The 16330-nt window shown below is 68.8% G+C and carries 20 protein-coding genes; 8 read left to right on the plus strand and 12 right to left on the minus strand.

The features are described from left to right. Positions 1-146, plus strand: a 146-nt coding sequence (locus L0977_RS17470) for an alpha-hydroxy-acid oxidizing protein (RefSeq protein WP_234266253.1), incomplete at its 5' end; no start/stop codon positions are given. Between the two features lie 20 nt (positions 147-166). On the opposite strand, the gene L0977_RS17475 is transcribed toward L0977_RS17470, so the two are convergent. Continuing rightward, positions 167-1174: a BLUF domain-containing protein gene (locus L0977_RS17475; protein ID WP_234266141.1), complete on the minus strand. Its 1008-nt coding sequence runs from the start codon at positions 1172-1174 to the stop codon at positions 167-169. 94 nt (positions 1175-1268) lie between these two features. Here L0977_RS17475 and L0977_RS17480 point away from each other — a divergent pair, with 94 nt between their 5' ends. Next, entirely contained in the window at positions 1269-1799 is a 531-nt protein-coding gene (locus L0977_RS17480; RefSeq protein ID WP_234266142.1) for an anti-sigma factor domain-containing protein, read from the plus strand. 22 nt (positions 1800-1821) lie between these two features. Here the strand turns inward: L0977_RS17480 and L0977_RS17485 are convergent, their stop codons facing one another. Both L0977_RS17485 and L0977_RS17490 read right to left on the minus strand, forming a co-directional pair. Continuing rightward, positions 1822-2229 carry a VOC family protein gene (locus L0977_RS17485; protein ID WP_234266143.1) on the minus strand — a complete coding sequence of 136 codons (408 nt, stop codon included), beginning with the start codon at positions 2227-2229 and terminating at the stop codon, positions 1822-1824. A 31-nt stretch (positions 2230-2260) separates the two neighbouring features. Then, positions 2261-2986, minus strand: a complete 726-nt coding sequence (locus L0977_RS17490) for an SIMPL domain-containing protein (RefSeq protein ID WP_234266144.1) — start codon at positions 2984-2986, stop codon at positions 2261-2263. Between the two features lie 164 nt (positions 2987-3150). Between L0977_RS17490 and L0977_RS17495 the strand changes: the two genes are divergently transcribed. Together L0977_RS17495 and L0977_RS17500 are read left to right on the plus strand one after the other, a co-directional pair. Further along, positions 3151-4392 carry a Y-family DNA polymerase gene (locus L0977_RS17495; RefSeq protein WP_442786651.1) on the plus strand — a complete coding sequence of 414 codons (1242 nt, stop codon included), beginning with the start codon at positions 3151-3153 and terminating at the stop codon, positions 4390-4392. Further along, positions 4355-5200, plus strand: coding sequence for an enoyl-CoA hydratase-related protein (locus L0977_RS17500; protein WP_234266146.1), 846 nt, complete (start codon positions 4355-4357; stop codon positions 5198-5200). Before L0977_RS17495 ends, L0977_RS17500 begins: the two co-directional genes overlap by 38 nt. A 33-nt stretch (positions 5201-5233) precedes the next feature. Here L0977_RS17500 and L0977_RS17505 read toward each other — a convergent pair whose 3' ends face one another. After that, a complete protein-coding gene (locus tag L0977_RS17505) occupies positions 5234-5824 on the minus strand; it encodes a CBS domain-containing protein (RefSeq protein WP_234266147.1) in 591 nt (196 codons plus the stop codon). A gap of 155 nt (positions 5825-5979) precedes the next feature. On the opposite strand from L0977_RS17505, the gene L0977_RS17510 reads away from it, so the two are divergent. Beyond that, positions 5980-7041: a histone deacetylase family protein gene (locus L0977_RS17510; protein WP_234266148.1), complete on the plus strand. Its 1062-nt coding sequence runs from the start codon at positions 5980-5982 to the stop codon at positions 7039-7041. Here the strand turns inward: L0977_RS17510 and L0977_RS17515 are convergent, their stop codons facing one another. Further along, complete coding sequence (locus tag L0977_RS17515; protein WP_234266149.1) at positions 7042-7590, minus strand: DUF3455 domain-containing protein; 549 nt, start codon at positions 7588-7590, stop codon at positions 7042-7044. Between the two features lie 68 nt (positions 7591-7658). Beyond that, complete coding sequence (locus tag L0977_RS17520; protein WP_234266150.1) at positions 7659-8246, minus strand: ferritin-like domain-containing protein; 588 nt, start codon at positions 8244-8246, stop codon at positions 7659-7661. A gap of 301 nt (positions 8247-8547) precedes the next feature. On the opposite strand from L0977_RS17520, the gene L0977_RS17525 reads away from it, so the two are divergent. Both L0977_RS17525 and L0977_RS17530 read left to right on the plus strand, forming a co-directional pair. Next, positions 8548-9141, plus strand: coding sequence for a sigma-70 family RNA polymerase sigma factor (locus tag L0977_RS17525; RefSeq protein ID WP_234266254.1), 594 nt, complete (start codon positions 8548-8550; stop codon positions 9139-9141). A 14-nt stretch (positions 9142-9155) separates the two neighbouring features. Beyond that, on the plus strand, positions 9156-9932 hold the full coding sequence (locus L0977_RS17530; protein WP_234266151.1) for an anti-sigma factor: 777 nt from the start codon (positions 9156-9158) through the stop codon (positions 9930-9932). A gap of 24 nt (positions 9933-9956) precedes the next feature. Here L0977_RS17530 and queF read toward each other — a convergent pair whose 3' ends face one another. Genes queF through L0977_RS17550 form a run of 4 tightly spaced genes read right to left on the minus strand, consistent with a single transcriptional unit; the run spans position 9957 to position 13402 of the window. After that, a complete protein-coding gene (queF, locus tag L0977_RS17535; protein WP_234266255.1) occupies positions 9957-10802 on the minus strand; it encodes an NADPH-dependent 7-cyano-7-deazaguanine reductase QueF in 846 nt (281 codons plus the stop codon). 58 nt (positions 10803-10860) lie between these two features. After that, entirely contained in the window at positions 10861-11769 is a 909-nt protein-coding gene (locus L0977_RS17540; RefSeq protein ID WP_234266152.1) for a 2OG-Fe(II) oxygenase, read from the minus strand. Positions 11770-11779: 10 nt separating this feature from the next. After that, positions 11780-12556: a peroxide stress protein YaaA gene (gene yaaA / locus L0977_RS17545; RefSeq protein WP_234266153.1), complete on the minus strand. Its 777-nt coding sequence runs from the start codon at positions 12554-12556 to the stop codon at positions 11780-11782. A gap of 33 nt (positions 12557-12589) precedes the next feature. Further along, a complete protein-coding gene (locus L0977_RS17550) occupies positions 12590-13402 on the minus strand; it encodes a CsgG/HfaB family protein (protein WP_234266154.1) in 813 nt (270 codons plus the stop codon). Positions 13403-13510: 108 nt separating this feature from the next. Between L0977_RS17550 and L0977_RS17555 the strand changes: the two genes are divergently transcribed. After that, positions 13511-14218: a pseudouridine synthase gene (locus L0977_RS17555; protein WP_234266155.1), complete on the plus strand. Its 708-nt coding sequence runs from the start codon at positions 13511-13513 to the stop codon at positions 14216-14218. Between the two features lie 3 nt (positions 14219-14221). Here the strand turns inward: L0977_RS17555 and L0977_RS17560 are convergent, their stop codons facing one another. Continuing rightward, positions 14222-14812, minus strand: coding sequence for a DUF3501 family protein (locus L0977_RS17560; RefSeq protein WP_234266156.1), 591 nt, complete (start codon positions 14810-14812; stop codon positions 14222-14224). A 93-nt stretch (positions 14813-14905) separates the two neighbouring features. Beyond that, the gene (locus L0977_RS17565) at positions 14906-16255 is read right to left on the minus strand and encodes a (Fe-S)-binding protein (RefSeq protein WP_234266157.1); all 1350 of its coding nucleotides are present in this window, start codon (positions 16253-16255) and stop codon (positions 14906-14908) included. Positions 16256-16330 lie beyond the last annotated feature (75 nt).

Consider the following 16330-nt stretch of genomic DNA (forward strand, 5'->3'; position numbering starts at 1 on the left):
TGGGCGCCATGGGCGAGGCCGGGGTCTCGCGCTGTCTGGAGATCATCCACAAGGAGCTGGACCTGACCATGGCCTTCTGCGGTCACACGCAGATCGACAACGTCGATGCCTCCGTGCTCCTACCGGGCACTTTTCCTACCGCCTGAGGCCAGCGTTCGGGGGCGGCTCAGCGACCGATCCGGTCCAGCACGGGTTCGAGCACTTCCCAGTAGTCGGCCAGGTCCGGCCGGCTCATGGGGCTGGTGATGCCGAGCCAGGCATGGCCCTGGCGCTCCACCTCGGTCTGGAGATCGGGCGTGACGCTGAGGTGCGTGCCCAGCCCGATGATGGTGGGCGTGTGGTGCACCTGGCGGCAGGCGCTCAGCACCTTGCCGACGATGCGGTGGTTCTGCTCGGCGTCGTCATCGAGCAGGATCACGACCGCTTCGTAGTTCGGCAGGAACGCATGGGTCATGCCCATGGCCAGCCCCTTGCGGGCGTTGGCGACGATGCGCACGCCGCACGGCCCCAGGCCCGGCAGGTCGAGGTAATCGCTTTCCACGTCGAGCGCATCTTCCGAACTGCCGGCAAACCGGCGGCGGATGAGCGGGCGCGAGGTTTCGCGGGCCAGCCAGTTGATCAGGTCGAACGACACCGCCCGCCGCGCCGGCAGCAGCATCACGCGCGGGTAGGCGCCGCCGGCCGCCGGCATGTCGGGGTCGGACGGTGAGCACAGGCTCAGCCAGACCGAGGCGGGCTCCATCACGTCGCCCATCTCGTGCCGCTCCTTGAGCGCGAACACACGCTGGGCGAAGTCGGCCGAGGTCTCGGTGGTCTGCACGATGGAGCCGATCCAGGGCCGCATCAGACGGGCCTTGCCGTGGCTGCGGTGGATGACGGTCAGGCCGTGGTGGCGCGTGTCCTGGGCCACCCGGGTGACCAGGCGTTCGATGGCCGGCTCCGGCCCTTCGATCCACTGCACGAACCACCCGCACATGTTGAGCAGCGCCACGCGGATGCCATGCCCCTGGTTGTTGGCGATGGCGTGTTCCCGGATGCGCCGCATTTCGTCGAGCGCGGACCCCTTGACCTGGCTGACGCTGGCGTAGATCAGCCGGCCTACAGGCAGCAGCGGCACCTCGTTGCCAGAGTCGGGCCAACGGGTACTTTCGGGTTCATGCTCCGACACGCTCATGGGACAATCGCTCTCGTTCGACGTGCAGCGAGGCGCCCTATTGTGCGCCGCATCTGCCCCCGCTTCAACGGCGGGAATAACCACTTTCACCATCATGTCTTCGGCAGATTCCGACCAAACTGTAGCCCGCCCCACCACCCGCAGCGTGTCGCCCTGGTGGCGCGCCCTGACCATCGTGCTCGTGCTGGCCATGCTGCTGGGCTGGGCCGCCAGCGCCAGCCTGTACGAGCAGCTCAAGGCGCAGATCAGCCACCTGCAAGGTCGTCTGGCGCAGGTGCCGCAGGTGCGCCATGTGAGCGTGCTGCTGGACGCCCAGGGCCTGCCGGCCATGCTGGCCACCATGGACCCGCAGGAAGGCAAGCTGACGCTGCAGCGTCTCAACGACGTCAAGGAAGGGCGCGAGGACAGCATGCAGGTCTGGGCGGTGCCGGCCGAGGGCATTCCGCGTTCGCTGGGCGTCATCGAAAGCAAATACCGGACGCTGCAGATGCCCGTGGCCGAAGCCGACCTGCAAGGCGTCACCGAACTGGCCATCAGCGCCGAGAACAAGGGCGGCGTGGCGGCGGGTCAACCGCCCAGCCTGCCCTGGCTGTTCAAGGGCTGGTTGGTGCAGAAGAGCCTCTGAGCCAGGGCGCATCCCGGCCTTCTCAAGACCGCGCCGGGTCTTGTGGCGTGTGGCAGGCGACCGCCAGTTTGTTGCCATCGGGATCGCGGAAATACGCGCCGTAGTAATCGGGGTGGTAATGGGGTCGCAGGCCCGGCGCCCCTTCACCCGTGCCACCGTGCGCGAGCGCCGCGCCGTACACCGCCCGCACCTGTTCCCGCGAGGTGGCGCCGAACGCCACCATCTGGCCATTGCCGGGCTGGTGCGCGGCGCCATCGAAAGGCTGGCCGATCAGGAACAGCGGCCGACCACCTTCAGCAGGTTGCCAGCCGGCCCAGGGGCGGTCGCGCTCGCAGAAGCGGGGCACCAGCCCCAGCGCGGCCATCACCGGGCCGTAGAAGGCGAGCGCACGTTCAAAGTCACTCACCCCGACAAAGACATGCGAAAACATGGTGATGAGGCCTCGCGGGTCGGGCCGACGCTCAGCGCAACTCGTACTCGAACGAGCTGACCACCCGCAGCCGCTTGCTGCGCGAGCTGCCGTCGTCGAAGTCGTTGCCATCGTCGCCGGTGATGCGGATCACGCCCTGGTTGGCGCTCTTGAGCGGCCCCAGTTTTGCCCCGGCTTCGGTGGCGAACTTCTCGGCCTGCTCGCGCGCGTTGCGGGTGGCTTCGGCCAGCAGCGGCGCCTTGATGTCATTGAAACCACGCAACTGGTAACGCGGCCCGGCCGCGCCTTCGCCATCACCGCTGAACTGCACGCCGGACTGGATCAGCGGGTCCAGCGCCAGCGCGGCCTGCGCCACCTCGGTCACCCGCGCCGAGCGGATCAGCACCTGGCCGCTGCCATTGAAGCGGAACGGCACGTTGCCCTGCGCGTAGTCGCGCGCCAGCAGGTCCTGCACCGCCAGCGGCCGGGCCTCCAGCTCGTCGTCCTTGAAGCCTTGTGCCTTGAGGAACGCCAGCACCTTTTCACGGTCGGCGGCCAGCGCCTGCTGCACGCCCGCGAATTCGTTGCCGGCACGGCGGAAGCTGAGCGTCCAGATGGCGAAGTCGGCCTCCACGTCCTTTTCGGCCAGGCCTTTGACGGCGATGGTGCGGTCGGCCATGCGAAAGCGCTCCAGGCCGCCACTGACAAAAAATCCCGCGACAGCAATGCCGCCGCCCACGATGAGCGCCACGATCAGGCGCGATGCCCCATTGGCCATGAAACGTTCTCCTTGAAAGCCGGCTGGCGGCGCCGTGTCGCCAGCCCGATCGGCGCATCTTAGCCCCCGCACCGGCGTGCCGGCACAGCGCTATGCTTGGCCGCGTGAACCCTGCCACACCCACCCCGCCGGCGTCTCGCCCGCGGCGCATCGCCCACCTCGACATGGACGCTTTCTACGCGTCGGTCGAGCTGCTGCGCTACCCGCAGCTCAAGGGCCTGCCGATGGTGATCGGCGGTGGGCGGCGGCGCGAGACCGAGATGTTCGAACGCCTGCGCGCCACCTATCCCAAACGCGAGTGGGGGCCGGACACGCTCGACCGCATCCCGCCCGATTTCTTTCCGCGCCTGAAGGACTACGCCGGTCGGGGCGTGGCCACCACCGCCACCTACGCGGCGCGCCAGTTCGGCGTCGGCTCGGCCATGGGGCTGATGAAAGCGGCCAAGCTGTGCCCCGACGCGATCCTGCTGCCGGTGGATTTCGACGAGGTCAAGCGCCTCTCGCGCCTGTTCAAGCAGACCATCCTGGAGATTGCGCCGGTGATGCAGGACCGTGGCGTGGACGAGGTCTATATCGACTTCACCGACGTGCCCGGCGGGCAGCGCGAAGGCGGTCGCGTGCTGGCGCGGCTGATCCAGAAAAGCATCTTCCAGGCCACGGGCCTGACCTGCTCCATCGGCGTGGCGCCCAACAAGCTGCTGGCCAAGATGGCGAGCGAGTTCAACAAGCCCAACGGCATCAGCATCGTGATGCCGGACGACCTGCAGGCGCTGATCTGGCCCCTGCCCTGCCGCAAGATCAACGGCATCGGGCCCAAGGCCGACGCCAAGCTGCAGGGCTTCGGCATCCACACCATCGGCGAACTGGCGGCGCGCGAACCGCCCTGGCTGATCGCGCATTTCGGCAAGAGCTACGGCGCCTGGCTGCACGAAGCGGCCTGGGGCCGCGACGACCGGCCCGTGGAGACCGAGAGCGAGCCCGTGAGCATGAGCCGCGAAACCACGTTTGACCGCGACCTGCATGCCGTGCGCGACAAGGCCGAGCTCGGCGCCATCTTCACGCGGCTGTGCGAACAGGTGGCGGCCGATCTGCAGCGCAAGGGCTACACCGGCCGCACCATCGGCATCAAGATCCGCTACGACAACTTCCAGATCGCCACGCGCGACACCACCATCGACATGGCCACCGCCGACGCGGCCACCATCCGGCGCCAGGCCGGCCTGTGCCTCAAGCGCGTCGATCTGAGCCGCCGCATCCGGCTGCTGGGGGTGCGGGTGGGCAAACTCGTCAAACCCGGGACAGAAAGCCGCACCGAGTCCCCCTACAGTGGGTCCGCGCACACCCGCCCGCCCCGAGACAAGGCCTCCGATGACCACACCGACCTGCTTTTCCCTGAACTGGGTTGACACCCACGTCGCCCACCTGGTGCTCAACCGCCCCGAGGCGATGAACACCATGCACCCGACCTTCTGGCGCGAGCTGGACGACCTGCTCACGCAGCTGCACACCGAGGGCAAGGCCCGGGCCCTGGTGATCAGTTCCACCGGCAAGCACTTCAGCGCCGGCATGGCGCTGGAGACCTTTGCCGGGGCGATCCAGATGGACGACCAGAGCCCCGAAGGGCGCGCGGCCATCTTCGACCTGCTGACCGACATGCAGGCGACCTTCACCAAGATCGAGGCGCTGCGCATCCCGGTGATCTTCGCGATCCACGGCGGCTGCATCGGCGGCGCGGTGGACATGGTCACCTGCGGCTGCATCCGCTACGCCAGCGCCGATGCCTTCTTCTGCATCCAGGAAATCAACATTGGCATGGTGGCCGACGTGGGCACGCTGCAGCGCCTGCCCAAGCTGGTGCCTTTCGCCGTGGTCAAGGAACTGGCCTACACCGGCCGCCGCCTGCCGGCGGACCGCGCCGCGCAGTACGGGCTGGTCAACGAGGTCTTCGACACCGCCGAAGCCACGCTGGCCGCCGCGCTGCAATGCGCCCGCGAGATCGCCGCCAAGCCGCCCATCGCCATCTGGGGCACCAAACAGGCAGTGGCCTACGCGCGCGACCACAGCGTGGAAGACAGCCTGCGCCAGATGGGCTGGCTGCAGGGCGCGATCTGGAGCAACGCCCACGTGCGCGAATCCATCACCGCGCAGAAGGCGCGGCGCGAGGGCCAGTTCCCGCCGCTGTCGCCCCTGCAATCGTTCAAGACGCTGGGCTGAGCCCCGGCACCGGTCAGGGCTGCGCGCCTGCGCTCAGGCGGCCAGCGTGCTGCGGATTTCGGCGAAGCTGTTGGCCGTCTCGATCAGCGCGATGGGCTGGCCGAGCTGCCGCTCCACCTGCGTCTGCGAGATCACGCCGCGCACCCGCGCACCGTGGCCGTTCCCGGCCTTCTGCACCACGATCAGGTGGCGCCGCCCGACCTGCTTGAGCGTGGCCACCACCTGCGCCACGTTGGCGTGCGACAGGTCTTCCAGACCGATCGCGTCGAGCGCCGCCAGCGGCGCCATGACGTCGGCCACCGTCAGGTCTTCGTAGCGCACCTGGCGCCGGCTGATGACCTGCATCGGCCGTTCGCCTTCGAGGTCGTTGGCCGTGATCAAACCATCGACACAGGGCATCGCACCCACCACGAAGAGCAGCCGCACGCCCTGGTGGATCATGGTCTGGCGGGCCTCAGCCAGCGGCATGTCGGGCGCGATGGTGGCGGCGCGCGCATGCGTCAGGTCGGTCATCACCGCGCGGCCGGGCGACGACAGCGTCACCGGCACGCCCGTGGGGGGCTGGGCCTGGGCGATGCAGGTGCCCTCGGGGAAATGGAAGGTGTGAAGGGGCTGGGTGTTCACGGCTCACTCGCTTTCTGCAAAGTCACGGAGAACGCACGCACTGCCTGGGCACTGCCGGGGCAGTCAGGCCACCCTAGCAGGCCCACCACCGCCTCACAAGAGGCTTTTCCCCCTGCCGCGCCGGCACCCGCGCCGCGCGGTGCGACACTGGCGGGATGAAGATCTTTCTGAACGCCGACCACCACCGCCACGCTGGGCGGCAGGAAATGTTCCGGGGCCGGATGGTGCCCTGCCACGAGGTGCCCGCGCGGCTCGACCACGTGCTGGCCGAACTCGGTCGCCGGCCCCAGGGCGAACTGCTCTCGCCTGCCATCGGCGACGCCACGCTCGACGCGGCCCTGGCCCGCGTGCACCGCCCGGACTACCTGCAGTTCCTGGCCACCGCCTGGGCCGACTGGGTGGCCATGGACCCGGCCAACGCCGAGCGCGACGTGCTGCCTTCGGTCTGGCCGCTGCCCAGCCGCCACGGCTTTCGCACCGACACGCCGCCAGCCAACTTCGCGGCCCGGCTGGGCCTGTACGGCTTCGATGCGGGCTCGCCTCTGATGGCGGGCACCTGGGCCGCCGCGCGCAGCGGAGCAGCCTGCGCGCTGGCTGCCGCGGGCGAGGTGCTCGGCGGCGCCCGCAGCGCCTTTGCGCTCACCCGCCCGCCGGGCCACCACGCCGGCCCCGACTTCTTCGGCGGCTACTGTTTCCTGAACAACGCCGCCCTCGCAGCCCAGGCACTGCGCGACGGCGGTCACCACCGGGTGGCCGTGCTCGATGTGGACTACCACCACGGCAACGGCACACAGACCATCTTCTACGAGCGAGCCGACGTGCTGACGGTGTCGATCCATGGCGACCCGCGCACCGAATACCCGTTTTTCCTCGGCCACGCCGACGAGCGCGGTGCCGGCGCCGGCGAAGGCGCCAACCTCAACCTGCCGCTACCACGGGGCACCGGTTTTACCGACTGGCGAGTGGCGCTCGACACGGCCCTGCAGGCCGTGACCAACTTCGGTGCCAGCGCGCTGGTGGTGCCGATGGGCCTGGACACCTTCGAGGGCGATCCCATCTCCGGCTTCCACCTGCGCAGCGCCGACTACGCCACCGTGGGCCAGGCCCTGGCGGGTGCCGGACTGCCCACGGTGTTCACCTTCGAAGGCGGTTATGCGGTCGCCGAAGTAGGCATCAATGCCGTCAACCTGCTCGAAGGCTTCGGCCGCGCCGTCTGATCAGGCCGCCTTCCAGAAGATGTAGTCGGCACGGTAGTTGACGACCTGCTGGCTGCCGGTGTTGCCCGCGCCGCAGGGCGCGGCCGGTGCCACACCGCCCTGCGTGGCCACACGCTGGATGTAGGCCACGCCCTGCATCGCGCCCATGCCCATGGCCGGGTTGGCCTTGACCAGTTGCAGCGGAATGTTGCCGGCGCCCCCCGGTGCCACCGCGAGTTGCGTCGCGGTGAGCTTGGAGCCGTCCATGCTCTCCCAGGTGGCGGGCGGGCCGTAGTACTTGCCCACGGTCTTGCCGGCGCGGTCCATCAGCTTCGCATCGGGGCCAACGAACACCCACTCGAACTGGCCGGCCATGTCCTTCTTGGCGCGGCATTCGTAGGTGATGCGGCCCACCCCCACGGTTTCCATGGCCACCTGGTGGCCGGCCGGCACCTGCACGGCAGCCGGCAGACCGGCCTGCGAAAACGGGGTGGACATGCCGCCCATCGGGCTGGCGCAGGCCGACAGGGCCAGAGCGGCGACGGCGACGGAAGCGGTTTGGAAGAACATGGAGAGACTCCTGTGAAGTGGGGGAAAAGACAAGGCAATGGGCAGCGAAGGGCTGGGCAACGGCGGCATCAGGCGCCGAACGACAGCGCCCCGGGCGGCAGCGGGCGGCCCAGCGCGCCGTTCAGCACCGTGAAGTGCATGGTTTCGTCGGCGGCCAGGCGGGCCGCCACCTTGGCCAGCTCGCGATCGCCCAGCGCAGGGATGACGCTCAGGTAGGCGTTGGTGGCGCCCAGCTCCAGCCGGGCCGCCAGGTCCAGCACATCGGCCTGGCCCTTGAGCGCACCCGCGTTCAGCGCCTTGGCGTAGTCGTCCAGCTTCTTTTCGGCCACCGGCGTGCCGCCGAGCTTTTGGATGGTGGCGATCAGCGCGTCGCGGTGGGTCTTGTGGTGACCCTGGAACTGCACGGCCACGTCGAGCACGGGCTTTTGCAGCAGGCCGCTGGCGGCGCCCAGCTGGTAGGCGTTGATCGCCTCGTGCTCCAGGCCCAGGGCCACGTTGAGGATGCCCACATCCTTGGACGTGTCGGCCTTCTGGCCCTGGGCCAGCGCGTCCTTGCCGGCCAGCAGGGCGACCGCGACGGCAGACAGCGTGGCGCCCTGGCCCATGAAGCGGCGGCGCGAAGCGATGGAAGACAGGGGAGCGGTGGTTGTTTGCATGGTGTTTCCTCAGGTCTGAAAGGTTCGTGGGGGTCATCGCCAGCCGCCACAGCGCGCTGGTGTCCCCAATACGCCGGCACCACCACCCCCGGATTCACAAACACCCAAAAATCGAAGGGGTATTGGTTGCCGGCATCCATCCGGGGCTGCTGTGCGTACCTGCCCATACCCTTTGCCGAATCCCGCGATGCCCGTTCTGACCCACCCTCCCTTGCCCGCCTGGCACCCGCCGGCAGCCACCGCCGCCACCCTGCGGACGATGGTGGGTGTGCACCCGTCGGCACGGTGGCGCCGGCTCGAAATGGCCCACAATGCGGCCATGCCCGACGCCACCGACGACCACCTGATCCACCTGATCGGCCGCGTGGCGGCACAGGACGAAGCCGCCCTCAAAGCGCTGTACGACCACACCTCCGGCAAGCTCTACGGTCTGGCCCTGCGCGTCCTGGGCCACGCGGAAGGCGCCGAAGACGCCTTGCAGGAGACCTTTCTGCAGGTGTGGCGCTCGGCGGGCGACTACCAGGCCAGCCTCAGCCCCCCGATGGCCTGGCTCGGCCTGATGGTGCGCAGCCGCTCCCTCGATCTGCTGCGCCGGCGCAAGGCCGAACGCGAACACCTGCGCACGGACCTCGATGACGAGGCCCTGGTCGAGACGCTCGAAGGCGATGCCCCCAACCCGCTGGACACCAGCCTGGCGAGCCAGCAGGCCTGGGCCCTGCACCAGTGCCTGGGCCGGCTGGAACACAAGCAGCGCCAGGTGGTGAACCTGGCCTACCTGCGCGACCTCAGCCACGGCGAACTGGCCCAGCACCTGCAACTGCCGCTGGGCACGGTCAAGACCTGGATCCGGCGCGGGCTCGACCAGTTGCGGGCCTGCATGGCCCGCTTTGCCTGAAGCCGGAGCGGACCATGGACATCCATCGCCACCCCGACCTGCTGGACCGCCTGGCCGCCGCCTACGCGCTGGGCACCCTGCGCGGCGCGGCACGCCGGCGCTTCGAAGCCCTGGCGCGCGAGCGCGCCCCCGTGCGGGCCGCCGCGCTGATCTGGCAGAGCCGCGTCGCCAGCCTCAACGAGCTGCAAGCGCCGGTCGCAGCACCGGCCAGCGTGTGGCCCCGCGTGCACAACCTGGTGCAGGCCGAGCGCGAACGCCAGGCCATGGCCGCCGCGCGCGCCACGCCCACACCGGCACGGCGCAGTTGGTGGTCCAGCCTGCCGTTGTGGCGCGGCGCCGCTGGCGCGGGCGCCCTGGCCACCGTGCTGGCGGTGGTGACCACGGTCGGCGTGAAGAACGATCTGGGCGGCCAGGTGCTCAACCTGCAGGCCCGCCTGGCCGCCACACCCCAGGTGGCCTACGTCGCGGTGCTCAACGACGACAGCGCGCACCCGGCCATGCTGGTCACCTTCGACCCCCAGCGCCAGACGCTGACCCTGCAGCGCGTGGGCGGTTATCAGGAAGCGGCCGACAAGTCGCTGCAACTCTGGGCCCTGCCGCCGGGCGGCGCGCCCCGCTCGCTCGGCGTGCTGGGGCGCGATCCCCTGCTCCACCTCACGGCCGGCGAAGGCCAGGTGCGCCAGGTGCCGGCGCTGGCCATCAGCCTGGAGCCCCAGGGCGGCGTGCCCGGCGAGGGCGGCCCGACGGGCCCGGTGCTGTTCCAGGGCGCGCTGATCGAAAAAATGCTCTGAGCGCCGCCAGGCTACGCGCCCCGGTCACTGGCGCGCCGTGCGCACATTGGCCGGCGGCAGCTGGGGGTGGCTGGTGCGCCAGGGGTTGATGTCCAGCCCGCCGCGGCGGGTGTAGCGCGCGTACACCGACAGCCTGGCCGGCCGGCAGCGCGCCCAGATGTCCATGTAGATGCGCTCGACGCACTGCTCGTGGAATTCGTTGTGGTTGCGAAAGCTCACGATGTACTGCAGCAGCCCGGCCTGATCGATCTGCGGCCCGGTGTAGCTGATCTGCACGCTGCCCCAGTCGGGCTGACCGGTCACCAGGCAGTTGCTTTTGAGCAGGTCGCTGGTGAGGATTTCGGTCACGGGTTTTTCATCCAGCGCGGCCGTCAGCAGGTCGGGCGCGGGCTGGTAGCGCGTGCACTCCACGTCGAGCCGGTCGATCGACAGGCCTTCGAGTTCTCGCACCGGCTCGCACTCGAACAGCGGTGGCGTCAGCAGGCGCACCCCGGCGCTCGAACGCACCGGATCGCCGTGCCAGATGGCCGCACTCACGTCGCTGCGAAGGCGGTCGCGCACCGCGTCCGCGTCCTCGAAGCGCGTGTTGTTGAAGCTGTTGAGGTAGAGCTTGAACGACTTGCTTTCGACGATGTGCGTGCTTTCGCAGGGAACCGTGATGTGGGCAATGGCCACCTGCGGTTTGCCCCGCGGGTTCAGCCACGACAGCTCGAAGGCCGTCCAGAGATCGGCCCCCAGAAAAGGCACGCTGCCGTGGATACCGATTTCCTGCCGCTTGGGCGCGCGCGGCAACGGAAACAGCAGCGCCGGGTCGTATTGGTCGGCATAGGCCGACGCCTTGCCCAACTGGGATTGTTCGGGGGTGTGCAGGCTCATGAAAAACAGCAGAAGGGAGGACTCGGGCAGCGCCGGGAATGCGGTGGCGGGGTCAGACGAACACCCGCTCGCGCAGCCACTTGGTGGCGACCCATTTTTCGCCCTCCAGCACCGGCGCGCCGCCGTGCAGCGTGCGGGTGGCCGGGTGGGGACGGTCGTAGCTGAAGAACACCGCGTTGCCGCGCTGCGGCGCCACCTCCAGCCCCACGTCGGGGAAGGTGGTGCCGCCGCCGCGCACCGGCTCGTTCAGGTACATCACCAGGGTGGCCACACGCTGGCCGCCGCGGCGCAGGATGGTGGGGGTGCCGGGTTCGGCGGGATCGAAGTAGTCGTAGTGCGCCTTGTACTCGGCGCCCACGCGGTAGTTGAGCACCTGCATGCCTTCGCCGTTTTCGACCGGCCAGGCCACCAGGCGGGCGATGCGCGCCTCGATGCGTTCGAGCAGCGCGCTTTCACCCCGGTTGAAAAACATCCCGTCGCTGGTGCGGTCGGGGTTGAGCTCTTCGCCACCGGTGCGGGTCTGCACCGTGCGCGAACGCGCCATGCGCGGCTGCGCCGCCTCGATGAGGCCTTCGCACTCCTCGGCACTGAGCAGCCCGCCCAGCACCACGACCCGCGGCAGTTGCAGCGTCGCGAGCACCTCGACCACGCGGTCGCCCAGATCGATCTGTCGCGGCGACCCGCCGAGCCGGACTTCGGGCAAGGCCCCCGGCTCGACGGCCGGGGACAGCGCCCCGGCCTGCACCGGCTGGCTGGGCACAACCGGCACCGGCCGCCCCTCCGTGCGGGTGCGCAGGTGTTCGCGCAGGGTCGCTTCCAGCGCCTGCCCCGCCACGTCCTCACGCCAGCCGGCCGCGATCATGGCCTGCAGCACGGCGTCGGGCGGGAAACCGGCCGACGCCTGCTCGACGATCCACTGGCGCAGCTCCGGGGTGATCGCCTGACTCAAGGTGTCTTTCACGGCAAGCCTCTCAAGCCTTGGCGTCGCGGCGGAACACCAGCCGGTCGGCCTCGGACGCGGCCGGCACAAAGCGGTAACCCTCCCGATCAAAGCTCTGGAGCTGCTCGACCCGGGTGATGCGGTGCTGCACGGCGTGGCGCACCATCAGCCCGCGCGCACGCTTGGCCATGAAACTGATCACCTTGTACGCGTCGCCCTTGCGCTCTTCGAACACGCAGGTCACCACACGCGGCTGCAGCGCGCGGCGGTCGACCGCCTTGAAGTACTCCTCGCTGGCGAGGTTGACCACCACCGGCGTCTTGTCGGCCCGGGCCCGTTGATTGAGGTAGTCGGCGATCCGGGTACCCCAGAACTGGTAGAGGTTCTTGCCCCGGGGCGTGACCAGACGGGTGCCCATCTCCAGCCGGTAGGGCTGCATCCAGTCGAGCGGCCGCAGCACCCCGTAGAGGCCGCTGAGAATGCACAGATGCTGCTGCAGCCAGTCGAGTTCGGGCTCGCCCAGCGAACACGCGTCCAGCCCGCCGTACACGTCACCATCGAAGGCCAGCACCGCCTGCTTGGCATTGCGGGCCGTGAACTTCGGCCGCCAGGCCTGGTAACGCGCCACATTCAGGCCGGCAAGCTGGTCGGACAGGTCCATCAGCTCGGCCACCTGCTGCGGGCTCTTGTCGCGCAACACGGTGATCAGCTCGGTTGCGTCCTTCACGAACAGCGGCTGGGTGTGGGTGGCCACGTGCGGGGGCGTCTCGTAGTCCAGGGCCTTCGCGGGAGAAATCAAAAACAGCATGTCGGTCGTCAGAAAGCAGGCGCCGCGCCCAGCTCACCCCGGCGAACGGGTGGGCACGGGGGCGGGCAGGGGTTTGGCCACGAGCTGCGACAGCTCGGCAACCAGTTGATTGTGCGCGTCCAGGAATGCCGCAGCGATGACCTTGCCTTCATGGGTATTGCTCCACCCCAGCCCACCCAGGCCGCCGCCCTTGCCGAAAGTCAGCCCGCCCAGCCCGAGGTCGGTGCTGCGCGCGGCGCCGGTGGCGGCCGACAGCTGTTCGGTGGTTTCGTTGTCGGTCAGCAGCAGCACCACCTGCGCCTCCTTGAACTTGACCTGTTCGGCCGCGCCGGCCAGCATGTCCAGCCCGGGAATGCGCGCCAGGATGCCGCCGATCTGCCGGCCCGCATCCTGCTCGGAAAACGTCAGGCTCGGCACCAGCGTGTACTGGGCCACGATACCGCGCCCCTTCTGCACCGTGGTGTCGTCCTGGCGCAGGACACCGTCTTCCTTCAGTTCCTGTTCGCGCACCGTGGCCTTCAGGCCCGAGTGGCGGTCCACCACCCGGAAGCAGCCGCTTTGCTGCATCAGCACCCGCACCAGCGGCAAAGGGGAATTCGGCAGCCCGCCTTGTCCAATGCCCACGTACCCGCCGGGGTTCTCCATGAGCGCGACCACCGCCACCGGCGCGGGACAGGTACGCAGGTCGGTGGCGGCGTTGTGCGCCCCTTGCGGGCCGGCCGAACCCTGGACCACCGAGCCCCCTTCGCCCAGCTCCACGCCCTGTTTGCCGCAGCCAGCCAGGCCCAGCACCGCACACAGGAGCAGCCCGCACGCCATCCGGAAAGTTGGGGGAACCCAGACCATGTTCAGAGCAGAAGAAAAAAGTGGAGAAGACGGGCACGCCCGCCAGCGGCGCGGAAAGTTTACCCGTGCGGCCCGCGGGCCGCGGTGCCCTGGCGGACAATGCGCCGCGTGAACGCCGATGCCCCCCTGACGATCTTGTACCGCGACGCGCACCTGATCGCCATCCACAAGCCTCCCGGCCTGCTGGTGCACCGCACCGGACTGGACGCGGGCGAAACGCGCTTTGCGGTGCAGTGGCTGCGCGACCAGATCGGCCAGCCGGTCTGGCCGGCGCACCGGCTCGACAAGGGCACCAGCGGCGTGCTGCTGTTCGCGCTGGATGCCACGACAGCAGGCCAGCTCGGCCGGGCGTTCGAAGCGGGCCAGGGCCTGCAGAAAACCTACCACGCCATCGTGCGCGGCTGGCCGGCCGACGGGGGCCTGATCGACCACCCGCTGCGGCGCATGCCCGACGACATGCGCACCGACCGCGAGGAGGTGCAGGCCGCGCAGACCCGGTTTGCCACGCTGGCGCGCTACGCCCTGCCGCTGCCGTATGGCGGCTTTCCCGCCACGCGCTGCGCGCTGGTCGAACTGCAACCGTTGACCGGCCGGCGGCACCAGTTGCGGCGCCACCTGAAGCACATCGCCCACCCGATCATCGGCGACGCCACGCACGGCAAAGGGCCGCTGAACCGGGCGGTGGCTGCGTGGCTGGGGGTGCAGCGGCTGTGGCTGCATGCGAGCGGTCTGGCGCTGGCGCACCCCGTCAGCGGGCACGCGCTGCGCATCGAGGCGCCCCGCGACGACGACTGGGCCCGCTGGCCGGCCGCCTGAGCGCTACGCCAGGTCCCCCGCCAGACTGGCCAGCGCCTCCGCCGGCACCTGCACATGCGCCGGGTAGTGCGTGTGGTCGCAGCCGAGCTTGACCGCGGCGCCAGCGCGGATGGCGGCGCGCATCGCGGGCGTGAACTCGAAGCGCAGGAAATGCACGGCGCTGGTCTTTTCCGCGGTTTCGCGGTCCAGGTCTTCGTCGGCGATGGCGTAGACCCGATGGTGGCCCTCGACCTCGACAAACATGCGGTCCTCCACGCCGATCAGGCGCGCGAGTTCGCGCTGGCGCTCGGGGATGTCGGTGTACGCGATCATCATCGTCGCCTTCCAGTTGCTGCCGTCGGGCACCAGCGGCGCGTAGGCCTCGATTTCGCTCTGGGTGCCTTCTTCCTCGAAGATCTTTTCGATGCGCAGCATCTCCTGGATCTGGTAGCGCATGGTCGTTTCGGACTCGAAGTTCAGCGTGATGTGCTCGCCCAGATGCACGGTGCGCCGTTTGCGGTGCGCCATGACCTCGGCCTTGTGCACTTTGCGCCACTTGCTGTAGGCCTCCAGGCTCATCAGGCTGTCGGCGGTGATGTGTCCGGTCAGTTGCATGGTGTGGTCCTTCATGGTTTTGCCGCCGGGCCGCCCCAAGGCAAACGCGCCCCCATGGGGGGCAGCGACCCGCGCAGCGGTGGAGCGTGGGGGTCACTCCAGTCCATAGGCCTTGCGGACCAGGGTCAGCGGGTGGTTCAGTTCGGGTGCGCCGTGGCCGTTCACGTCAAAACCCTGCGCGATGTGGTGGCCGCCCAACGGGCAGTCGGAGCTGATGTAGTCGGGTTGGCTGCCATCCTTCATGGTCGCCATGGCCTTGAACACCGGCTTGCCGATCTTCATGGCCTGCTGGTGCGAGCCCTTCTTGACACCGAAGGTGCCGGCGTGGCCCGAGCAGCGTTCGATGGTGTTCACCGTGGTGTCCGGGACCATCTTGAGCATCTCTTCGGTCTTGCGGCCGATGTTCTGCACCCGGCCGTGGCAGGGGATCTGGTAGCTGATGTTGCCCAGCTTCTGCGGAAACTCGGTCTTCAGAAGACCATCGCGCTTGCGCGCCATCAGGTACTCGAACGGGTCCCACATGTGTTCCTTGACGAGCTGCGTGTCGGCGTCGTCGGGGAACATGAGCGGGATTTCCTGCTTGAACATCAGCGCGCAACTCGGCACGGCAGCGAGGATGGCGTAGCCGTCGCGGGCGTACTTCGCCAGCACCGGAATGTTGGCCTCTTTGCTGGCCTGCACCGAGTCCAGGTCGCCCAGCTCCAGCTTGGGCATGCCGCAGCACTTTTCCTTCTCGACGAGGGTGTAGGGGATGTGATTGTGGTCGAGGATCTTGAGCAGGTCCAGGCCGATACCGGGTTCGTTGTGGTTGATGTAGCAGGTGGAGAAGATCGCCACCTTGCCGGGCGTCTTCTCGCCGTCCACCACCTGGGTGGCCTTGGCGTCGGGCGCGGCCCAGCGGAAGCGTTGGGTCGCCAGATCGGGCAGCCAGGCGTCCTTGTCCACGCCCATCACGTTTTCCATCACGCCGCGAGCGGCCTTGGTCCTGTTCACCGCGTTGACCACCTGCACCACGATCGGAATCCCGGCGAACTGGCCGTGCACGTCGGTGGAGGCGAGCAGCTTTTCGCTGGTCTTGACCTCACCCTTCTTGAACTTGATCGCCTTGGCCCGCAGCATGGTGTGCGGGAAGTCCAGGTTCCATTCGTGCGGCGGGGTGTACGGGCACTTGGTCATGTAGCAGAGGTCGCACATGTAGCACTGGTCCACCACCTTCCAATAGTCGGCCTTTTGCACGCCGTCGACCTCGCCGCTCGGGCCTTCGTCGACCAGATCGAACAACGTCGGGAATGAGCCGCACAGGCTCACGCAGCGGCGGCAACCGTGGCAGATGTCGAAGATGCGCTCCAGCTCGTGGAAGCACTTCGCTTCGTCGTAGAAATCGGGGCTCTGCCAATCCAGCGGGTGGCGCGTCGGCGCCTGCAGGTTGCCTTCGGTGGCCATGTCTCGGGTCCTCGTCTGTGCGGGCTGGCTCGTGGTTTTTTGAAAGCGCTCGGCAAAGCGCATTCAAAACGGCGC

It is taken from the genome of Hydrogenophaga sp. NFH-34 (genome assembly GCF_021401345.1).
GTDB lineage: Bacteria > Pseudomonadota > Gammaproteobacteria > Burkholderiales > Burkholderiaceae_C > Hydrogenophaga > Hydrogenophaga electricum.

Excerpts from the sequence above, each read along its gene's own strand:
- L0977_RS17475 (WP_234266141.1), bottom strand. The coding sequence starts at position 1,174 with ATGAGCGTGTCGGAGCATGAACCCGAAAGTACCCGTTGGCCCGACTCT.
- L0977_RS17480 (WP_234266142.1), top strand. The coding sequence starts at position 1,269 with ATGTCTTCGGCAGATTCCGACCAAACTGTAGCCCGCCCCACCACCCGC.
- L0977_RS17485 (WP_234266143.1), bottom strand. The coding sequence starts at position 2,229 with ATGTTTTCGCATGTCTTTGTCGGGGTGAGTGACTTTGAACGTGCGCTC.
- L0977_RS17490 (WP_234266144.1), bottom strand. The coding sequence starts at position 2,986 with ATGGCCAATGGGGCATCGCGCCTGATCGTGGCGCTCATCGTGGGCGGC.
- L0977_RS17495 (WP_442786651.1), top strand. The coding sequence starts at position 3,151 with ATGGACGCTTTCTACGCGTCGGTCGAGCTGCTGCGCTACCCGCAGCTC.
- L0977_RS17500 (WP_234266146.1), top strand. The coding sequence starts at position 4,355 with ATGACCACACCGACCTGCTTTTCCCTGAACTGGGTTGACACCCACGTC.
- L0977_RS17510 (WP_234266148.1), top strand. The coding sequence starts at position 5,980 with ATGAAGATCTTTCTGAACGCCGACCACCACCGCCACGCTGGGCGGCAG.
- L0977_RS17515 (WP_234266149.1), bottom strand. The coding sequence starts at position 7,590 with ATGTTCTTCCAAACCGCTTCCGTCGCCGTCGCCGCTCTGGCCCTGTCG.
- L0977_RS17520 (WP_234266150.1), bottom strand. The coding sequence starts at position 8,246 with ATGCAAACAACCACCGCTCCCCTGTCTTCCATCGCTTCGCGCCGCCGC.
- L0977_RS17525 (WP_234266254.1), top strand. The coding sequence starts at position 8,548 with ATGGCCCACAATGCGGCCATGCCCGACGCCACCGACGACCACCTGATC.
- L0977_RS17530 (WP_234266151.1), top strand. The coding sequence starts at position 9,156 with ATGGACATCCATCGCCACCCCGACCTGCTGGACCGCCTGGCCGCCGCC.
- yaaA (WP_234266153.1), bottom strand. The coding sequence starts at position 12,556 with ATGCTGTTTTTGATTTCTCCCGCGAAGGCCCTGGACTACGAGACGCCC.
- L0977_RS17550 (WP_234266154.1), bottom strand. The coding sequence starts at position 13,402 with ATGGTCTGGGTTCCCCCAACTTTCCGGATGGCGTGCGGGCTGCTCCTG.
- L0977_RS17560 (WP_234266156.1), bottom strand. The coding sequence starts at position 14,812 with ATGCAACTGACCGGACACATCACCGCCGACAGCCTGATGAGCCTGGAG.
- L0977_RS17565 (WP_234266157.1), bottom strand. The coding sequence starts at position 16,255 with ATGGCCACCGAAGGCAACCTGCAGGCGCCGACGCGCCACCCGCTGGAT.